Origin of the sequence: Enterovibrio calviensis DSM 14347 (assembly GCF_000621165.1) — a bacterium.
GTDB lineage: Bacteria > Pseudomonadota > Gammaproteobacteria > Enterobacterales > Vibrionaceae > Enterovibrio > Enterovibrio calviensis.
The window spans coordinates 1-15504 of the sequence record NZ_JHZA01000022.1 but is presented as its reverse complement, the minus strand read 5'-3'; the positions used below and the strand labels follow the sequence as shown (position 1 = coordinate 15504).

Sequence of the window (15504 nt, the reverse complement as noted above, 5' to 3'; positions counted from 1 at the left end):
TTGATGCTGTAGTTTCAACGTGTTTGCGAGAAGGACGATGAACTGATGACAACGTGTGCCCCCGTTTCGCCCTCTTATTCTGTCAAAGAAGAAATAGCCAGCAGCATCAGCCATGGGCTGGGTGTCGTGTTTGGTGTGGTAGCGCTGATCCTGTTGATGTTAAAAGCGATGGGAGAGCAGGCCGATACGCTGACGTTTGTTAGCTACGGTGTGTACGGCGCCAGTATTATTATCTTGTATCTCGCCTCCACCTTGTACCACGCTATTCCTTCTGAAAAGGCGAAACGCGCCTTGAAGACCTTCGATCACTGTGCGATATATTTGTTGATAGCAGGGACATATACCCCTTTCATGCTGATCGGCTTAAACACGCCGTTAGCGATTGGTGTCATGGCGCTAATTTGGGGAATCGCCTTTGTTGGTATCATTCTGAAGATAGCCTTTGTTTATCGTTGTAAATCACTCTCTCTCGCGACCTATTTAGCCATGGGATGGTTGTCTATCGTGGTGATTTATCAACTGGCTTATGCCATCCCAACGGCAGGTTTGGTGTTACTCGCGCTGGGTGGCTTGGTGTATTCGCTGGGTGTGATTTTCTATGTTAAGCACGCAATTCCCTACAACCATGCGATTTGGCACCTGTTTGTATTAGGTGGCACTGTGCTTCATTTTCTTGCGATCTATTTCTACGTCTAGCGTGGTATATATCAAACGGCTCTTGGCATACTAAAAAAGCCAGCAGGGAGGCTATCCACTGCTGGCTTTTTTAATGCTATCGAGGGTTAAGATTAGTCACGCCAGAACACAGGAAATAACAACACCAATACGGTGAGTATTTCCAACCTTCCCATCAACATGCCGATAGACAGCGCCCACTTAGCGGTATCTGAAAGGCTGGCGAAGTTACCTGTTGGGCCAATCACGGTTCCCATTCCTGGGCCCACATTGGCCACCGCAGTCATGGCGCCGCTAAGGCTGGTGATCCCATCCAACCCCGTTGCTGCCAATATCATCGCTAACACAATAATGGTGAGCAGATAGGTGATGGCGAAGGCAACCACAGAACGCACGATGTCTTCATTCACAGGGCGGCCGTTGTAGCGCTGAATAAACACGCCCGATGGATGAACCAGTTGCTGAATGTGTTTCTTCAATAGTGCCAGTGCGACTTGGAATCGAAAGATTTTTGCCCCGCCAGAGGTTGAGCCTGAGCAGCCACCCACTAACAACATAAATGCAAAAATCACCGACGCAAAAGGACCCCATGCAGTGAAATCATCAAGGCCAAAGCCAGTGGTGGTGACAACCGAGACGATGTTAAATGCGGAGACCCGAATCGCATCGGCGATGGCGTAATCTTTGGTGAGCACAAGCCAAACACTGACCATGGCGGAGGTCACGATCACCAGATAGGTAAACCCTCGTATTTGTGCATCTTTGAAGAGCAACGAAGGGCTGCGTCGTCTGAGAGACTGGATCATAAGCAAGAACGGCAAGCCGCCCGCAAACATAAACACCGTGCCCACCCATTGCGCCGAATGAGAAAAGCGATTCATGGACGAGTCGGATGTCGAGTACCCTCCTGTTGATAGGGTAGTCATAGCATGGTTTACCGCTTCAAAAGGTGTCATCCCCGTGAGCCAGTAGCTGATAAAGCACAAACCAGACAAGAAGACGTAAACCAGCATGATGCTGATGGCGACGTTCTTGGTGCGTGGGCTCGATTTGGCAGACCAATCAGAAGATTCAGTTTGGAACAGCTTCATCCCGCCGACGTTGAGAAATGGCAAGATGGCCACACCCATGACGATAAAGCCCACGCCACCGAGCCACTGCAAGATAGATCGCCAAAGCAAAATGGCCGGTGCCATCTGATCTAAGCCACTGAGGACGGTTGAACCCGTGGTGGTGATGCCGGACATGGTTTCAAAGTAGGCATCGGTGAAGCTGATATGGTTGATAAACACAAAAGGCAGTGCGGCAAAGGCGCTGGCGATGAGCCAAACCAAGGTGGTAATGAGGAACATATCGCGGGCGTTGAGTCGAAAATTGTCTGTTTTACCTAGGGACAGACACAGAAATGCAGCGACGTGAGTAATGATGACCGACAGGCCAAAATCGAGAAACCCTGCCGTACCGGTGAAAAATGCGGTCAGGGTGGGGACGTACATGAAAAGGGCGATCTTTGATAAGACCAGCCCGATAACGAAAAGTACGGGTCTAAAATTTACCATTTTCCGTGATGCTAATTAGAGGAAGAATGGACTCGGCTGGAACAGCCTTTCCACATCCGGAATATACTTTTTATCCACCAAGAACATCACGACATGGTCATCTTGTTGGATAACGGTTTTGTCGTGAGCGATAAGTACTTCGTCTTCCCTAACGATGGCACCAATGGTGGTACCTGGGGGGAGTTTGATTTCCCCAATGGCGCGACCAACCACTTTTGATGTGTTGGAGTCGCCATGTGCAATCGCCTCAATGGCTTCTGCAGCGCCACGGCGAAGTGACGATACGTTAACGATGTCTGCTTTACGTACATGTGTCAGCAGTGCTGAAATCGTGGCTTGCTGCGGTGAAATAGCGATATCAATCGCGCCACCTTGAACCAAGTCGACATAAGCGCCGCGTTGGATAAGCACCATGACTTTCTTCGCGCCAAGGCGTTTTGCCAGCATGGCTGACATGATGTTGGCTTCGTCTTCGTTGGTGACTGCGATGAAAACGTCAATCTGGTCGATATGCTCTTCACTGAGCAATTCCTGATCTGACGCGTCACCACAGAATACGATGGTGTTTTCGAGAATCTCTGACAGCTGCTCTGCACGGCGAGGATTTCGTTCTATCAACTTCACGCTGTAGGCGCGCTCAAGACTGCGTGCGAGACCTGCACCAATGTTACCGCCGCCCACAATCATAATGCGCTTGTAAGGCTTCTCAAGGCGTTGGAGTTCACTCATCACGGAGCGAATGTGGTTGCTGGCGGCCACGAAGAACACTTCATCATCAGCTTCGATGATAGTGGTACCTTGTGGGCGAATAGGACGATCGCGACGGAATATGGCCGCAACACGTGTATCCACATGGGGCATGTGCTCGCGCAGTGCAGACAGTGCATTACCCACCAAAGGCCCGCCGTAGTAGGCTTTAACCGCGACCAGACCGACTTTGTTGTCGGCAAAGTTGACCACCTGCAAAGCGCCTGGGTATTCAATCAAGCGATGGATATAACGCGTGACCAATTCTTCAGGGGCGATCAGGTGATCGACCGGACAGGCATCTGTTTGGAACAGTTGGTCTTTGGCGGCGAGATATTCAGGGCTACGGATCCGAGCAACACGGTTGGGGGTGTTGTAGAGTGTGAAGGCAACTTGGCAAGCAATCATGTTGGTTTCGTCTGAGTTGGTGACGGCAACCAGCATGTCCGCATCTTGTGCGCCCGCTTCAAGGAGTGTCGGAGGGTGACTGGCGTAACCTTGTACCACCCTTAAATCGTATTTGTCTTGTAACTCTCTGAGGCGCTCAGGGTTTTTATCGACGATAGTGATGTCATTGTTTTCGCCAACCAGATTCTCGGCCAACGTACCGCCGACTTGACCAGCCCCCAAGATGATAATTTTCATAACGTCTGCCTGAACCTCAGTTCATTGTTATTGGTTTTGTTAACGGGCAGCACACTGGCTACCCGTTTTGGTGCCATTACGCTTTTTTAAGTTCGGCGTAATAGAATCCATCCATGTTTTCTTCACCCGGTAAAATTTGGCGACCAGGGCGATCGGCGGTACCTGTTACAAGTGTTGCGTCAGAGGTTCGTGCAAGGAATGCCTTCACTTGCTCGCTGTTCTCCTGTGGCGTGATTGAACAGGTGGCGTAAACCATGGTGCCCCCGGATTTTAGCTGCGCCCACATGGCATCAAGGATCTCTGATTGTAGTGCCACAAGCTGGTCAATATCGTCAGCGCGTCGTAACCATTTGATGTCAGGGTGACGGCGAATAACGCCGGTTGCCGAGCACGGTGCGTCCAGCAGAATACGATCAAACTGTTCACCCTGCCACCAATCTGCAGGATAACGTGCATCACCGCAAATCACTTGTGCATTCAGTTGTAAACGCTGAAGGTTTTCTTTCACGCGAAGTAAGCGCGTTGCATCCACATCCATGGCGACCACGTTGGCGTCGGCTTTGTGTTCAAGGATGTGGCAGGTCTTTCCGCCCGGTGCGGCGCAGCAATCAAGAATGAGTTCGCCAGATTGTGGCTGAAGATAATTGATAGAAAGCTGCGCGGCAGCGTCTTGAACAGACACCCAACCGTCAGCAAAGCCTGGTAACGCAGTCACATCACATGGTGACGCAAGTTTGAGTGCGTCTTCCGCGTCAGAATGAACGTCGGTATCAATGCCATTTTCAGTCAACAATGCACGGTAGCTGTCGCGAGTGTGGTGTGTGCGGTTAACGCGCAGCCACATTGGCGCTTTCTCGTGGTTGGCTTCAACCACTTGTTCCCACTGTTCAGGGTAGGCTTTTTGTAAAAGCTTGAGCAACCAGCTTGGATGGCCGTACTTTCCTGCATCATGGGCTACCGCAGCAGCATCAAGTGTTTCTTGTTGACGTTGGTAGCTGCGCAATACAGCGTTAACAAGTCCGCGAAGTTGCGGCTTTTTCAGAACTTTGGTCGCATCAACGGTTTCAGCCACCGCCGCGTGAGCGGGAATGCGCATGAAGCTGATTTGGTACAGTCCCACCAAAATAAGGTGGTGGAATACGCGTTGCTTTCCTTTTAACGGCTTGTCCATCAGGCTTTGGGTGATAGATTCAAGGCGAGGAAGCCAGCGTAATACGCCATAGCAGATCTCTTGCAGCAGTGCGCCGTCTCGTGGTGCCACTTTTTGCTGAGCAGGAGGAAGTGCCGCAGACAGAGACTGTCCTTGGTCTACCACCTGATAGATAACCTGTGCAGCCACAGCTCTTACATTCATGAAGGTACCTTGGTCACGATGTGGTACATGTTGTAAATATCATGTACCACGAAACGTGTTACTAACGACTAAAAAAGGCCAGCAAGCTGGCCTCTGACATTAAAGGGTATTGCCAGGTTCAAACCAGTCTCGGCGAGAGTTCAGCATATCTGCTGCGCTCATGGCTTTTTTGCCAGGTGGCTGCAGCGACGTTAAGCGCAATACGCCATCGCCCGTTGCCACACGAATGCCCGTTTTATCCGCAGATAGAATGGTGCCTGGTGCTTTGTCACTTTGCTCAGCGTCAACGTCGGCACTCCACACTTTGATATTGTGCTCGGTGTCGTTTGCCGTCAGCGAGAAGTAGCTCATTGGCCAAGGGTTAAACGCTCGAATGCAGCGCTCAAGTTCAATGGCACTTAGCGTCCAATCGACTAATGCTTCTTCTTTGCTTAGCTTTTTCGCATAGTTGGCTTGCTCGTCGTTTTGCTTTTCAGCGACGTTGCGACCTGCTGCGATGTCATCTAGGCAATCAACCAGTGCGTCTGGGCCCAGTTCAGCCAGTCGCTCATAAAGCGTGGCACTGGTTTCTTTCGCATCAATGCTCAGGGTTGCGATTTTCAGCATATCGCCAGTATCTAGACCTTCATCCATCTGCATGATGGTGACGCCAGTTTCTTCGTCGCCTGCCCAAATAGCGCGCTGAATAGGCGCTGCACCACGCCAGCGAGGAAGAATAGAACCGTGAACGTTGATACAGCCCAAACGTGGTGTGTCTAACACCGCTTTAGGCAGCAGTAGCCCGTAGGCAACAACGACCATGATGTCTGCATCGATAGCGGCCAACTCTTGTTGAGCCTCTTCTGACTTCAAGCTAGCTGGCTGATAGACGGGAATATCATGCTCAAGCGCCAACATTTTTACTGGGCTTGCGGTCAATTTTTTCCCGCGCCCAGCAGGACGGTCTGGCTGCGAATAAACAGCAACCACGTCATGGTGCGAAGACAACAACGCCGCCATGTGACGGGCGGCGAAGTCCGGCGTACCGGCAAATACAATACGTAGTGATTGGCTCAAGGAAACCTCAGCTGACTTTTTCGTTAGCGCGTTTGATTTTTTCGAGCTTTTGTTTGATGCGCTGTTGCTTAAGTGGCGACAGGTAATCAACAAACAGTTTGCCTTCAAGGTGGTCTAATTCGTGTTGAACACAAATCGCCAGCAGATCGTCAGCCTCGAACTGGAATTCGTTGCCATCGCGATCTAGGGCTTTCACTGTGACTTCTGATGCGCGAGCAACAAGAGCACGTGCACCTGGAACAGACAAACAGCCTTCTTCGATACCATCTTCACCGCGTTTCTCGATGATTTCTGGGTTGATCAGTACCATGGGTTCGTCACGAGAATCCGAGATATCAATCACGACAATGCGTTGGTGAACATCAACTTGCGTTGCTGCAAGGCCAATGCCTTCTTCGTCGTACATGGTTTCTAGCATGTCATCGACAATTTTCAGAATTTCTGGTGTGACGCTTTCAACCGGTTTCGCCACCGTGCGTAGGCGATCGTCCGGGAAGGTCAAAACCTGTAATACACTCATAAACGTCTCTTAAAATTATTGAACTGCGCCGTATCCGGCTTTGGTAATTGGGCTAATTCTAGACATTTTGCCCTTCAAATGACAGCATCCAAACGAAAGTATGCTTTTGGAGACAAGGGATGTTTAAAAAGCTAATCACATTTTGTATAGCAGGTTTACTGTCAGCAACATCTGTAGCGGCAAGCATTGAGGTTGCTTCCGATGCACCTTCTTCTTATACCGTGCGTAAAGGGGATACGCTTTGGGACATTGCGGGGATTTACCTGTCGAACCCGTGGCAATGGCCTAAGTTGTGGAAACAAAACCCTGATATTGAAAACCCTCACCTAATTTACCCTGGTGATGTTCTGAGTTTGAATTGGACATCAGGCAAGCCTACCTTGTCGCTGACATCGGGCTCTCGTCTTGTCGACCAGCTTCCTGTTAGTGCAACATCACAGTCTGTCTTTAAGCAGTATTTGACGTTTGATACATTAATTAGCGAGGCCGAACTGGGCTTGGCTCCTCGTGTTTTAGGCAGTCAGGAGGGCTGGAGCTATATTTCTAAGCGCACGCCGTTCTTTATTGATGCGTCGGTTGAGACCGAAAATTGGTTTGTATATCGCACCGTGACAAAGTTTGAGCGTATCGATGACGAGCAAACCATAAAGATGTTCAGCCTTAAGAAGGTTGCCGAAGCTAAGTTAGTTCGGGCGCTGGACGACATGTCTGAATTTAAGTTGGTCAGGCAGTCTCAGGAAGTGAAGCCGAATGACATTTTGTTGCCTGCTTTGGGTAAAAAGACAGGGAATGTGTTTCATCCACAAGCCGCACCAGCAGCCTTAGACGGCAACTTGGTTGGGCACCTTTACGGTAGTAAGTATGTTGGCCTAAAACAAATCGTGGTGGTCGACAGAGGTGCTAAAGATGGGGTCGAAGCGGGTCATGCACTTTCGGTACAGCAGGAAGGCGCATTGTTGAAAGGCACCAAAGGAAAGATGCGTTACGACAGCGGCATTGATAATACCGCGATTAAGGTGACGTCATTGCCTGATCAGCGTGTTGGCGTGTTGTTGGTGATAAAAAGTTATCCATACTTTAGTTTAGCGATGGTGGTTGATGCTGCGCAGCCTCTTTCTGCGCCTATGCCAGTGATCTCTGTAGAAGGTTAATGGTGGATGCTTCGCTTGAGTCTTGGTTGCGGCTTGCTGCTGTGCCAAGACTTGGCGGCAATGCCGTCAGTAAAATAATCAGTAAATACCCGCCGGAAAAACTCATTGCACTTGATGACATGACGTTATCGACGTTGGGGCTCAAGCCTGCGCAAATACAGGCGCTTAGGTCTCCTGATATGTCGGTTATTGATAAGTGTATGACGTGGTGTGAAGCCGAAAATAATCACATCATTAGCCTCACCGATACCCGCTACCCTTATCTTCTCAAGCAGATCTCTGGTGCGCCGCCCCTCCTTTTCGTTCAAGGCAAACCTGAAGTTTTGTCGTTACCGCAAATCGCGATTGTTGGTAGCCGAGATGCCAGTGCTGAAGGACTAGCAATGGCGCATGAATTTGCGTTGTCATTGGTCAAGCATGATGTGGTTGTTACCAGTGGTCTGGCATTAGGGATAGACGGTCGAGCCCACCGCGGTGCGCTCGACGGCGGTGGCAGCACGATTGCGGTATTAGGCTCTGGGCTTGAAAGAGTGTACCCTGCTCGCCATCGTGATTTGGCTGAAGATGTCATATCGAATGGTGCACTGGTATCAGAGCTTTGGCCATGGTCACCACCCAAACCTGCATTTTTTCCGAGAAGAAATCGAATTATCAGCGGTCTATCTACTGGGGTGCTGGTTGTCGAAGCCGCGATGAAAAGCGGTTCATTGATCACTGCTCGCCTTGCGTTAGAGCAAGGGCGTGATGTATTTGCTCTGCCTGGCTCCATTCATAACCCATATGCTAAAGGCAGCAATGGCCTCATTAAGCAAGGCGCGTTTTTGGTCGAGTCTGTTGAGGAAATATTGGAGCAAGTGGGTGCGCTGGCGGGTTGTGCAATAAACCATCAATTAGACATCGCTCCGGCGCAAGTTTCACAAGAAGAATTGCCATTTCCTGAAGTGTTGGCTAACGTAGGAAATGAAGCAAGGTGTGTCGATGTGCTAGCAGAAATCTGCAATCAGCCCGTTCACGAAATCATGATGAAGTTGTTAGAACTAGAGCTACTGGGGCTTGTTGCAGCAGTACCCGGTGGTTATGTCAGAGCGAGGAGGGGATAGCCATGATGGACATCTTAATGTACCTGTTTGAAACTTACATCCATAGTGATGTCGAGTTGCTGGTAGATCAGGACGAATTGGCTGATGAACTCTCCAGAGCAGGGTTTCATCAGGAAGATATATATAAAGCGTTAAATTGGCTTGAGAAGCTGGCGCTACTTCAAGATGCCGACAAATCTCCTTACTTAACAGGGAGTGCGTTGACGTCCATGCGTATCTTTACGCCAAGTGAAATGGATCGTCTGGATACAGAGAGCCGAGGCTTCCTTATTTTCCTCGAACAAATCAGTGTGCTGAGTCCAGAAACGCGTGAAATGGTTATCGATCGTGTCATGGAGTTGGAAACGCAGGAATTTGTGCTGGAAGATCTTAAGTGGGTGATCTTGATGGTGCTGTTTAATGTGCCTGGGAATGAGCGCGCATATGATCAGATGGAAGACTTGCTCTATAGCACAGCAGAAGACGAGTACCTTCACTAAGGCGGCTCACCCATAAGTTGTTGAGGCTAATCTGTTTTGGCTGGAAAAATTGACGAATCGCTTTTCAGTGCACATGAACATGCGCTGGAGCAAGAAGAACGCTGCCCCAAATGTGGCAGCGTTCTTGTTATTAAACACAGCAAACGCGGGCCATTTAAGGCGTGCACAGGCTACCCAGCCTGTGATTTTGTTGAATCGCTGAACCATAATGATGGTCATGTGGTTAAAGAGTTAGGGCTACCTTGCCCTGAGTGTGGCAATGAACTGGTTCTTCGCCAAGGGCGTTTTGGTATGTTCATTGGCTGCTCGGCGTATCCAGAGTGCCTGCACATCGAAAAGCGCGACCAAGAGCCGGTTAGCGAAGGTGTTGATGTTGCGTGCCCTGAGTGTGGGAAAGGCCAACTTCACGAGAAAAAATCACGTTTTGGTAAAGCGTTTTATGCCTGTGATGCGTACCCAAAGTGTAAGTTCGCCGTAAACCTTAAACCACTAAAAGGAAGCTGCGAAGTGTGTGGTTTTGCGTTGTTATTAGAGAAGCAAACCGCCGCAGGGACGGTCAAGGTGTGTGCAAGTAAAAAGTGTCAGCATAGACAAGGTTGAGTGCTGGCGCTAAGTTACGGTGATCAGATAAAAGAAAAGCCGCACGCGCGGCTTTTTTTGTGCGTGTAAAACGAAATTTATGCCGATTCATTGAGCTTTTCAGCTGCTTCTAACAATGCAGGGAACTCATCATCTGACAAGTGAGCAGACAGCCCTTTTAGGTGTTTACCCAGCTCGCTCTTCGTGCTGGCACACACGTTGATGTGACCAATCTTTCGACCGGGTCTTGGCGCTTTGTCATACCAGTGGACGTGAGCCATAGGCATGATGCTGGTGGGAACAGTCACTTCACCAATGATGTTAACCATTGCTGTCGGACGAACGCGTTTTGCGCTGCCTAACGGCAATCCGCACACGGCACGAAGGTGGTTTTCAAATTGGCAAACATCCGCACCTTGTTGTGTCCAATGGCCAGAGTTATGAACGCGAGGTGCGATTTCATTTATCATCAGCGTGCCATTCACGTCGAAGAACTCAATCGCAAGCACACCAATGTAATCAAGCGCGGATGCAACCGCGTCAAACATCGATTCAGCTTGGGCTTGTAGGGCTGCGTTCTCATTGGCAGAAACGGACACACTCAAAATACCATCGGTATGGATATTTTCAGTTAATGGGTAGATCGCAAGGCTGCCGTCTTGTCCGCGAGCACCAATCAATGACACTTCGCGATCAAAGGAAACAAACTCTTCTGCGATAACGCATTGGCGATCAGCTTGATGAGACGCAGCAAGGAACGCTTCGATGTCTTGCCATACGTCATCGACTTGATCGGCAGACTTAAGTCGCCATTGGCCTTTACCGTCATACCCGTCCAAGGCGCTTTTCAAAATCATCGGCAAGCCAATGCGTTTAATAGCGTTATCAAAATCAGCGCGATTTTCGATGACTTGGTAGCGAGCATTGTTAACGCCTGCGTTATCTAGCAGGGCTTTCTCTTTGCGGCGATCGCCACCGGTTAAAATGGCTTCTTCGCCCGGATAGAATTTTCCGCTTTCTTGGCAAAGACGAAGCACATCGGGAGCAATGTGTTCAAATTCAGCGGTAATGACGTCAGCTTTGGCGATGCCATTTTCTAGCCCATGACCAAGTACTTCTAGCGTCACAGGATGAACGATGTTGCCTGAGCGAACATCATAAGCACTGATGGTGAGATTCAATGGTGCGCCCGCAAGCGCCATCATGCGCGCTAATTGGCCTGCACCAAGTACCAATACATTCATGATTACTCTACCGAGGGGTCTGGGTGTGCCAATACTGTGTCGGTTTGGTTCTGACGGAAGATGTCGATTTTAGTCATTAGCTCGTCATCACTCGTTGCAAGAATTTGTGCAGCAAGTAAACCAGCATTTGCAGCGCCAGCATCGCCAATGGCCAGTGTGCCAACAGCAACGCCTTTTGGCATTTGTACGATAGACAGCAAAGAATCCATGCCTTTCAGTGCTTTTGATTGCACGGGAACACCCAAAACAGGAAGGCTGGTGAATGCCGCCGTCATGCCTGGAAGGTGGGCTGCACCGCCTGCACCTGCGATGATTACCTTGATACCTTGAGCAGCAGCGTTGCTGGCATATTCTGCAAGCAGTTGAGGGGTTCGGTGTGCGGAAACCACTTTTGTTTCATACGCAATGCCGAAATGCTCAAGCATGTCTGCTGCGTTTTTCATGGTTGGCCAATCTGATTTTGAACCCATGATGATGCCGACTTTCATAACTGCTCCTGTAACTACCATGTACTGCGAAGTGAGATTGCGCGTCATTATATCGGTAAAAAATCACAAGGAAAACGTTTGCGTCGATGCATTTCTCGCGAAACAGGGTGTTTTTACTTTCTCGCGAAAACTAACCAGTGTGTTTCTAAGTGTGACAAAAATGTTGAGTCAGCCACGCTTAATTCGTCATAGTATGCAAAAGCGTAAGAAGAAAATGCGGAGAAAAACATTGGCCAACGTAGAGCAATGTGTAAAAGCCCTATCTCAAGGTGGCGTAATCGCGTACCCGACTGAAGGCGTGTTTGGTGTGGGATGCGATCCTGATAATGCGCAGGCCATTCAAGCCTTACTGGGTGTGAAAGAGCGCGATCGCGCAAAAGGTCTGATTTTAATTGCTGCCGATCTTACCCAGCTTGATGGGTATATCGACATGAGCCGATTAAGCGAAAAAACAAAAGCGGATGTATTGGCAAGTTGGCCTGGCCCTGTGACGTGGGTGATGCCTGCTGGCGATAAAATCACAGATTGGGTCACGGGACAATTTGAAACCGTTGCCGTGCGAGTGTCTGATCATCCCGATGTGCAAGCCTTGTGCGCGGCTTTCGGTAAACCAGTTACATCGACCAGTGCGAACTTGAGTGGTGAAGAGCCGTGTCGCTCAGTAGCAGAAGTTGAAGTACAACTTGGCGATCGTGTTGCTTGTATTTTAGAAGGAAAAACGGGGGGTCTTGAGAGGCCAACCGAGATCCGCGATGCACGTTCTGGTAAGGTGCTTCGACAAGGTTAAGTAAAATCGTTGGAATTAGAAGGAACGCCTGTGCAAGACCACACCCAGCCAGTTGATAAAGACGCCGTAAAACGCTTCCTCCTTTCGTTGCAAGACAACATATGTGATGCATTATATCTTCAAGATGGTGCTGGTACGTTCGTTGAAGATGCATGGGAGCGAGAAGCCGGTGGCGGTGGTCGCAGTCGTGTCCTCCGTGACGGTGCTGTCTTTGAACAAGCAGGCGTGAATTTCTCGCACGTGTTTGGCGATAAGATGCCGGGCTCCGCAACGGCACACCGACCAGAGCTTGCAGGACGCAGCTTTGAAGCCATGGGCGTGTCTTTGGTGGTTCACCCGAAAAACCCACACATTCCGACGTCTCATGCCAATGTGCGTTTCTTCATCGCCGAAAAAGAAGGCGAAGCGCCTGTTTGGTGGTTTGGTGGTGGGTTCGACCTTACTCCTTTCTATCCTGTCGAAGAAGATTGCCTTCATTGGCACAATACCGCGAAAGTGATTTGTCAGCCGTTTGGTGATGCCGTCTATGCCGAGCACAAAGCGTGGTGTGACCGCTATTTCTTCCTTCCGCACAGAAATGAAACCCGTGGCGTTGGTGGTCTTTTCTTTGATGATCTCAATGCGTGGGGGTTTGATGCGTCTTTTAACTATATAAAGGCGGTCGGAGAAGGGTTCCTCGATGCTTACTTGCCTATCGTTCAAAAACGAAAGGACAAGGCTTACTCAGAGCATGAGCGTCAGTTCCAGCTCTATCGTCGTGGCCGCTATGTTGAATTTAATCTGGTGTATGACCGTGGCACCCTATTCGGATTGCAAAGCGGTGGGCGAACAGAATCGATTTTGATGTCCATGCCTCCGCTTGTGAGATGGGAGTATGGGTTTGAGCCTCAAGCGGGCTCACCTGAAGCAATACTTTATAATGACTATTTAACGCCAAGGGATTGGTAAGGTTTAGAAAGTAGATGGATAAATACGTCGTTGTCGGGAATCCGATTTCACACAGCAAGTCTCCTTTTATACACACGCTGTTTGCTCGACAAACGGGCCAGCCGATGACTTATGAAATATTTGAAGTATCAATTGGTGACTTTGATAGAGCGATCTCGACATTTTTTGCTGAGGGCGGCAAAGGGTGCAACGTGACTGTCCCGTTTAAAGAAGATGCTTTTGCCTTTGCTACTATGTTGACTGAGCGAGCCAAACTTGCCGGTGCCGTCAATACGCTGAAAAAGCTCGATGACGGCGGTATTCTCGGTGACAACACCGATGGTGAAGGGCTAGTACAAGATCTTATCGGTCATCATGTGATGCTAGAAGGTGCAAAAGTCTTACTTCTGGGCGCTGGCGGTGCTGCCAGAGGCGTAATACTGCCACTGCTCAAGCACTCATTGGCTTCACTTGTCGTGGCGAATCGAACGGTGAGTAAAGCGGAAACACTCGCGACCTTATTCTCTCAATACGGCAATGTGTCGGCGAAGGGGTTTGATGAACTGGGTGACACAACCTTTGATATCATCATCAATTCAACATCTGCTAGCCTTTCTAGTGAATACCCAGATATCCCATCGTCAGTGATAAATGAAGACACCGTTGTCTATGACATGGTGTACGGCTCGGGCGTAACGAGCAGCAACCAGTGGGCTAAGTCTCATGGTGCGGCGCATGTTATCGATGGTTTGGGTATGCTGGTGGGGCAGGCCGCAGAAAGCTTTACTATTTGGCGTGGCATTCGACCGGGCACAGGGCAAGTGTTGCGGGAGCTTCGTCGTAACTTGGCTGAGTGACAATGAACCAAAGCATTATATTCCCAGATCATCAAGACATAGATAAAGACAAACATGCCGTTTGTTTTCATGCTCAGCAATCAGGGGCGCTGATTGTTTGTTATGTTTCAATAGATGACATTAGCAAACGTCACAAGTGTGCATTGGAAGAAGATGAGGCGATACTGTCGGCGTTCGATCAGCATCGCTTTGACTTCGAAGATCTCGCAGAAGTGGCCATTGAGGAAGAAAGCTTCAATGACCAAGGCGAGATTTGGGTGAGTTAACCCTCAGCGATATAGTCGTTTTTAGTGGCGACGTAGTTATCAGATGATTTCTGTAAAAAGGCACGCTCGGCTTCTTTCAGTGGTCGAGCTTGTTTTACAGGGCTTCCAACGTAGAGATATCCCGACTCTAATCGTTTCCCTGGTGGAACGAGACTTCCCGCACCTATCATCACTTCGTCTTCAATGACGGCACCGTCTAAAACAATGGCACCCATGCCAACCAATACTCGATCGCCAATCACGCAACCGTGCAGCATAACCTTGTGACCCACGGTGACGTCTTTACCTATAATAAGAGGGAATCCATCGGGGTTGTCTTTGTTCTTATGGGTGACGTGTAGTACCGAGCCATCTTGAATATTAGAGCGCTCACCAATAATGATGTGGTTAACATCACCACGCGCAGCCACTAAAGGCCAAATACTCACATCATCGCCTAGAGTAATGTCTCCTACCATCACGGAAGTTGGGTCTAGATAAACACGCTTACCCACATTAGGAAAGATACCCTTATAACTTCGAAGTACTGTTTGCATTTGTAATGTCCTAAAGGATTATTTGAATTCAAGCCTATATGGATGCGAAAAATAGTGCAATTCATCACCAATGTTTCATGCAAGTAGCCCTGTTTGGTTAATTGCTGAACGAACGCGCTGTTTTTTACATAAAACCATGCAAAAAGCCTTGCCAAGATCTGAAGCCTCCCTATAATGCGACCTCACTGACACGGCGACCTACTCCACACGGAACTGGCCACCCAATCAGTACGGCGAAAACGGCTTCAAACTTGATTGAAAATAAACGCTTGACGTTAACGACTCAATCAGTAGAATGCCCGCCTACTTCAACGGAAAAGCCCAGTGCTTATCGCGGTTGAAGGGAGTCAACAAGACGTTTTGAAGGTTGCGAAAGCAACGTTGAAAAATCTCAAAATTTCTTCTTGACTTCATCGCCTGGCAGCGTAGAATTCGCAGCCCTGACGATGAGAAGCAAACGCTTCTGCAGTCAACGTTCTTTAACAATTTGACCTATACAATCTGTGTGGGCACTCGCACTTGATAGACATAAGA

At 49.2% G+C, this 15504-nt stretch carries 17 protein-coding genes; 9 read left to right on the top strand and 8 right to left on the bottom strand.

Going from position 1 to position 15504, the window contains the following annotated elements; translation table 11 throughout:
* Positions 1 to 45: 45 nt before the first annotated feature.
* Entirely contained in the window at positions 46 to 696 is a 651-nt protein-coding gene (gene trhA, locus Q365_RS0116605; RefSeq protein WP_028024410.1) for a PAQR family membrane homeostasis protein TrhA, read from the top strand.
* Between the two features lie 92 nt (positions 697 to 788).
* Here the strand turns inward: trhA and Q365_RS0116600 are convergent, their stop codons facing one another.
* The 5 genes from Q365_RS0116600 to def all read right to left on the bottom strand — a co-directional run bounded on the left by Q365_RS0116600 (position 789) and on the right by def (position 6556).
* On the bottom strand, positions 789 to 2234 hold the full coding sequence (locus Q365_RS0116600) for a TrkH family potassium uptake protein (protein WP_028024409.1): 1446 nt from the start codon (positions 2232 to 2234) through the stop codon (positions 789 to 791).
* Between the two features lie 15 nt (positions 2235 to 2249).
* Positions 2250 to 3626, bottom strand: a complete 1377-nt coding sequence (trkA, locus tag Q365_RS0116595; protein WP_028024408.1) for a Trk system potassium transporter TrkA — start codon at positions 3624 to 3626, stop codon at positions 2250 to 2252.
* Positions 3627 to 3702: 76 nt separating this feature from the next.
* Positions 3703 to 4980: a 16S rRNA (cytosine(967)-C(5))-methyltransferase RsmB gene (gene rsmB / locus Q365_RS0116590; protein WP_028024407.1), complete on the bottom strand. Its 1278-nt coding sequence runs from the start codon at positions 4978 to 4980 to the stop codon at positions 3703 to 3705.
* 99 nt (positions 4981 to 5079) lie between these two features.
* A complete protein-coding gene (gene fmt, locus Q365_RS0116585; protein ID WP_028024406.1) occupies positions 5080 to 6036 on the bottom strand; it encodes a methionyl-tRNA formyltransferase in 957 nt (318 codons plus the stop codon).
* Between the two features lie 7 nt (positions 6037 to 6043).
* On the bottom strand, positions 6044 to 6556 hold the full coding sequence (gene def / locus Q365_RS0116580; RefSeq protein WP_028024405.1) for a peptide deformylase: 513 nt from the start codon (positions 6554 to 6556) through the stop codon (positions 6044 to 6046).
* A gap of 119 nt (positions 6557 to 6675) precedes the next feature.
* Here def and Q365_RS0116575 point away from each other — a divergent pair, with 119 nt between their 5' ends.
* From Q365_RS0116575 to Q365_RS0116560, 4 genes are read left to right on the top strand one after another with little or no spacing between them, the layout of a single operon-like run.
* Positions 6676 to 7707: a LysM peptidoglycan-binding domain-containing protein gene (locus tag Q365_RS0116575; RefSeq protein ID WP_028024404.1), complete on the top strand. Its 1032-nt coding sequence runs from the start codon at positions 6676 to 6678 to the stop codon at positions 7705 to 7707.
* A gap of 2 nt (positions 7708 to 7709) precedes the next feature.
* Positions 7710 to 8807, top strand: coding sequence for a DNA-processing protein DprA (gene dprA, locus Q365_RS0116570; protein WP_028024403.1), 1098 nt, complete (start codon positions 7710 to 7712; stop codon positions 8805 to 8807).
* 2 nt (positions 8808 to 8809) lie between these two features.
* A complete protein-coding gene (locus tag Q365_RS0116565) occupies positions 8810 to 9286 on the top strand; it encodes a DUF494 family protein (RefSeq protein WP_028024402.1) in 477 nt (158 codons plus the stop codon).
* A 36-nt stretch (positions 9287 to 9322) separates the two neighbouring features.
* Positions 9323 to 9886, top strand: a complete 564-nt coding sequence (locus Q365_RS0116560) for a DNA topoisomerase family protein (RefSeq protein WP_028024401.1) — start codon at positions 9323 to 9325, stop codon at positions 9884 to 9886.
* A 77-nt stretch (positions 9887 to 9963) separates the two neighbouring features.
* Here Q365_RS0116560 and Q365_RS0116555 read toward each other — a convergent pair whose 3' ends face one another.
* Together Q365_RS0116555 and purE are read right to left on the bottom strand one after the other, a co-directional pair.
* The gene (locus Q365_RS0116555) at positions 9964 to 11109 is read right to left on the bottom strand and encodes a 5-(carboxyamino)imidazole ribonucleotide synthase (protein WP_028024400.1); all 1146 of its coding nucleotides are present in this window, start codon (positions 11107 to 11109) and stop codon (positions 9964 to 9966) included.
* A 2-nt stretch (positions 11110 to 11111) separates the two neighbouring features.
* A complete protein-coding gene (purE, locus tag Q365_RS0116550; RefSeq protein ID WP_028024399.1) occupies positions 11112 to 11597 on the bottom strand; it encodes a 5-(carboxyamino)imidazole ribonucleotide mutase in 486 nt (161 codons plus the stop codon).
* A gap of 229 nt (positions 11598 to 11826) precedes the next feature.
* Between purE and Q365_RS0116545 the strand changes: the two genes are divergently transcribed.
* Genes Q365_RS0116545 through Q365_RS0116530 form a run of 4 tightly spaced genes read left to right on the top strand, consistent with a single transcriptional unit; the run spans position 11827 to position 14434 of the window.
* The gene (locus Q365_RS0116545; protein WP_028024398.1) at positions 11827 to 12384 is read left to right on the top strand and encodes an L-threonylcarbamoyladenylate synthase; all 558 of its coding nucleotides are present in this window, start codon (positions 11827 to 11829) and stop codon (positions 12382 to 12384) included.
* 30 nt (positions 12385 to 12414) lie between these two features.
* A complete protein-coding gene (gene hemF / locus Q365_RS0116540; RefSeq protein ID WP_028024397.1) occupies positions 12415 to 13332 on the top strand; it encodes an oxygen-dependent coproporphyrinogen oxidase in 918 nt (305 codons plus the stop codon).
* 14 nt (positions 13333 to 13346) lie between these two features.
* Positions 13347 to 14168 carry a shikimate dehydrogenase gene (gene aroE, locus Q365_RS0116535; protein ID WP_028024396.1) on the top strand — a complete coding sequence of 274 codons (822 nt, stop codon included), beginning with the start codon at positions 13347 to 13349 and terminating at the stop codon, positions 14166 to 14168.
* A gap of 2 nt (positions 14169 to 14170) precedes the next feature.
* Positions 14171 to 14434, top strand: coding sequence for a DUF1488 family protein (locus tag Q365_RS0116530; RefSeq protein ID WP_028024395.1), 264 nt, complete (start codon positions 14171 to 14173; stop codon positions 14432 to 14434).
* Here Q365_RS0116530 and Q365_RS0116525 read toward each other — a convergent pair.
* Positions 14431 to 14970: a gamma carbonic anhydrase family protein gene (locus Q365_RS0116525; protein ID WP_028024394.1), complete on the bottom strand. Its 540-nt coding sequence runs from the start codon at positions 14968 to 14970 to the stop codon at positions 14431 to 14433. The genes Q365_RS0116530 and Q365_RS0116525 overlap by 4 nt on opposite strands.
* Positions 14971 to 15504: the final 534 nt, after the last annotated feature.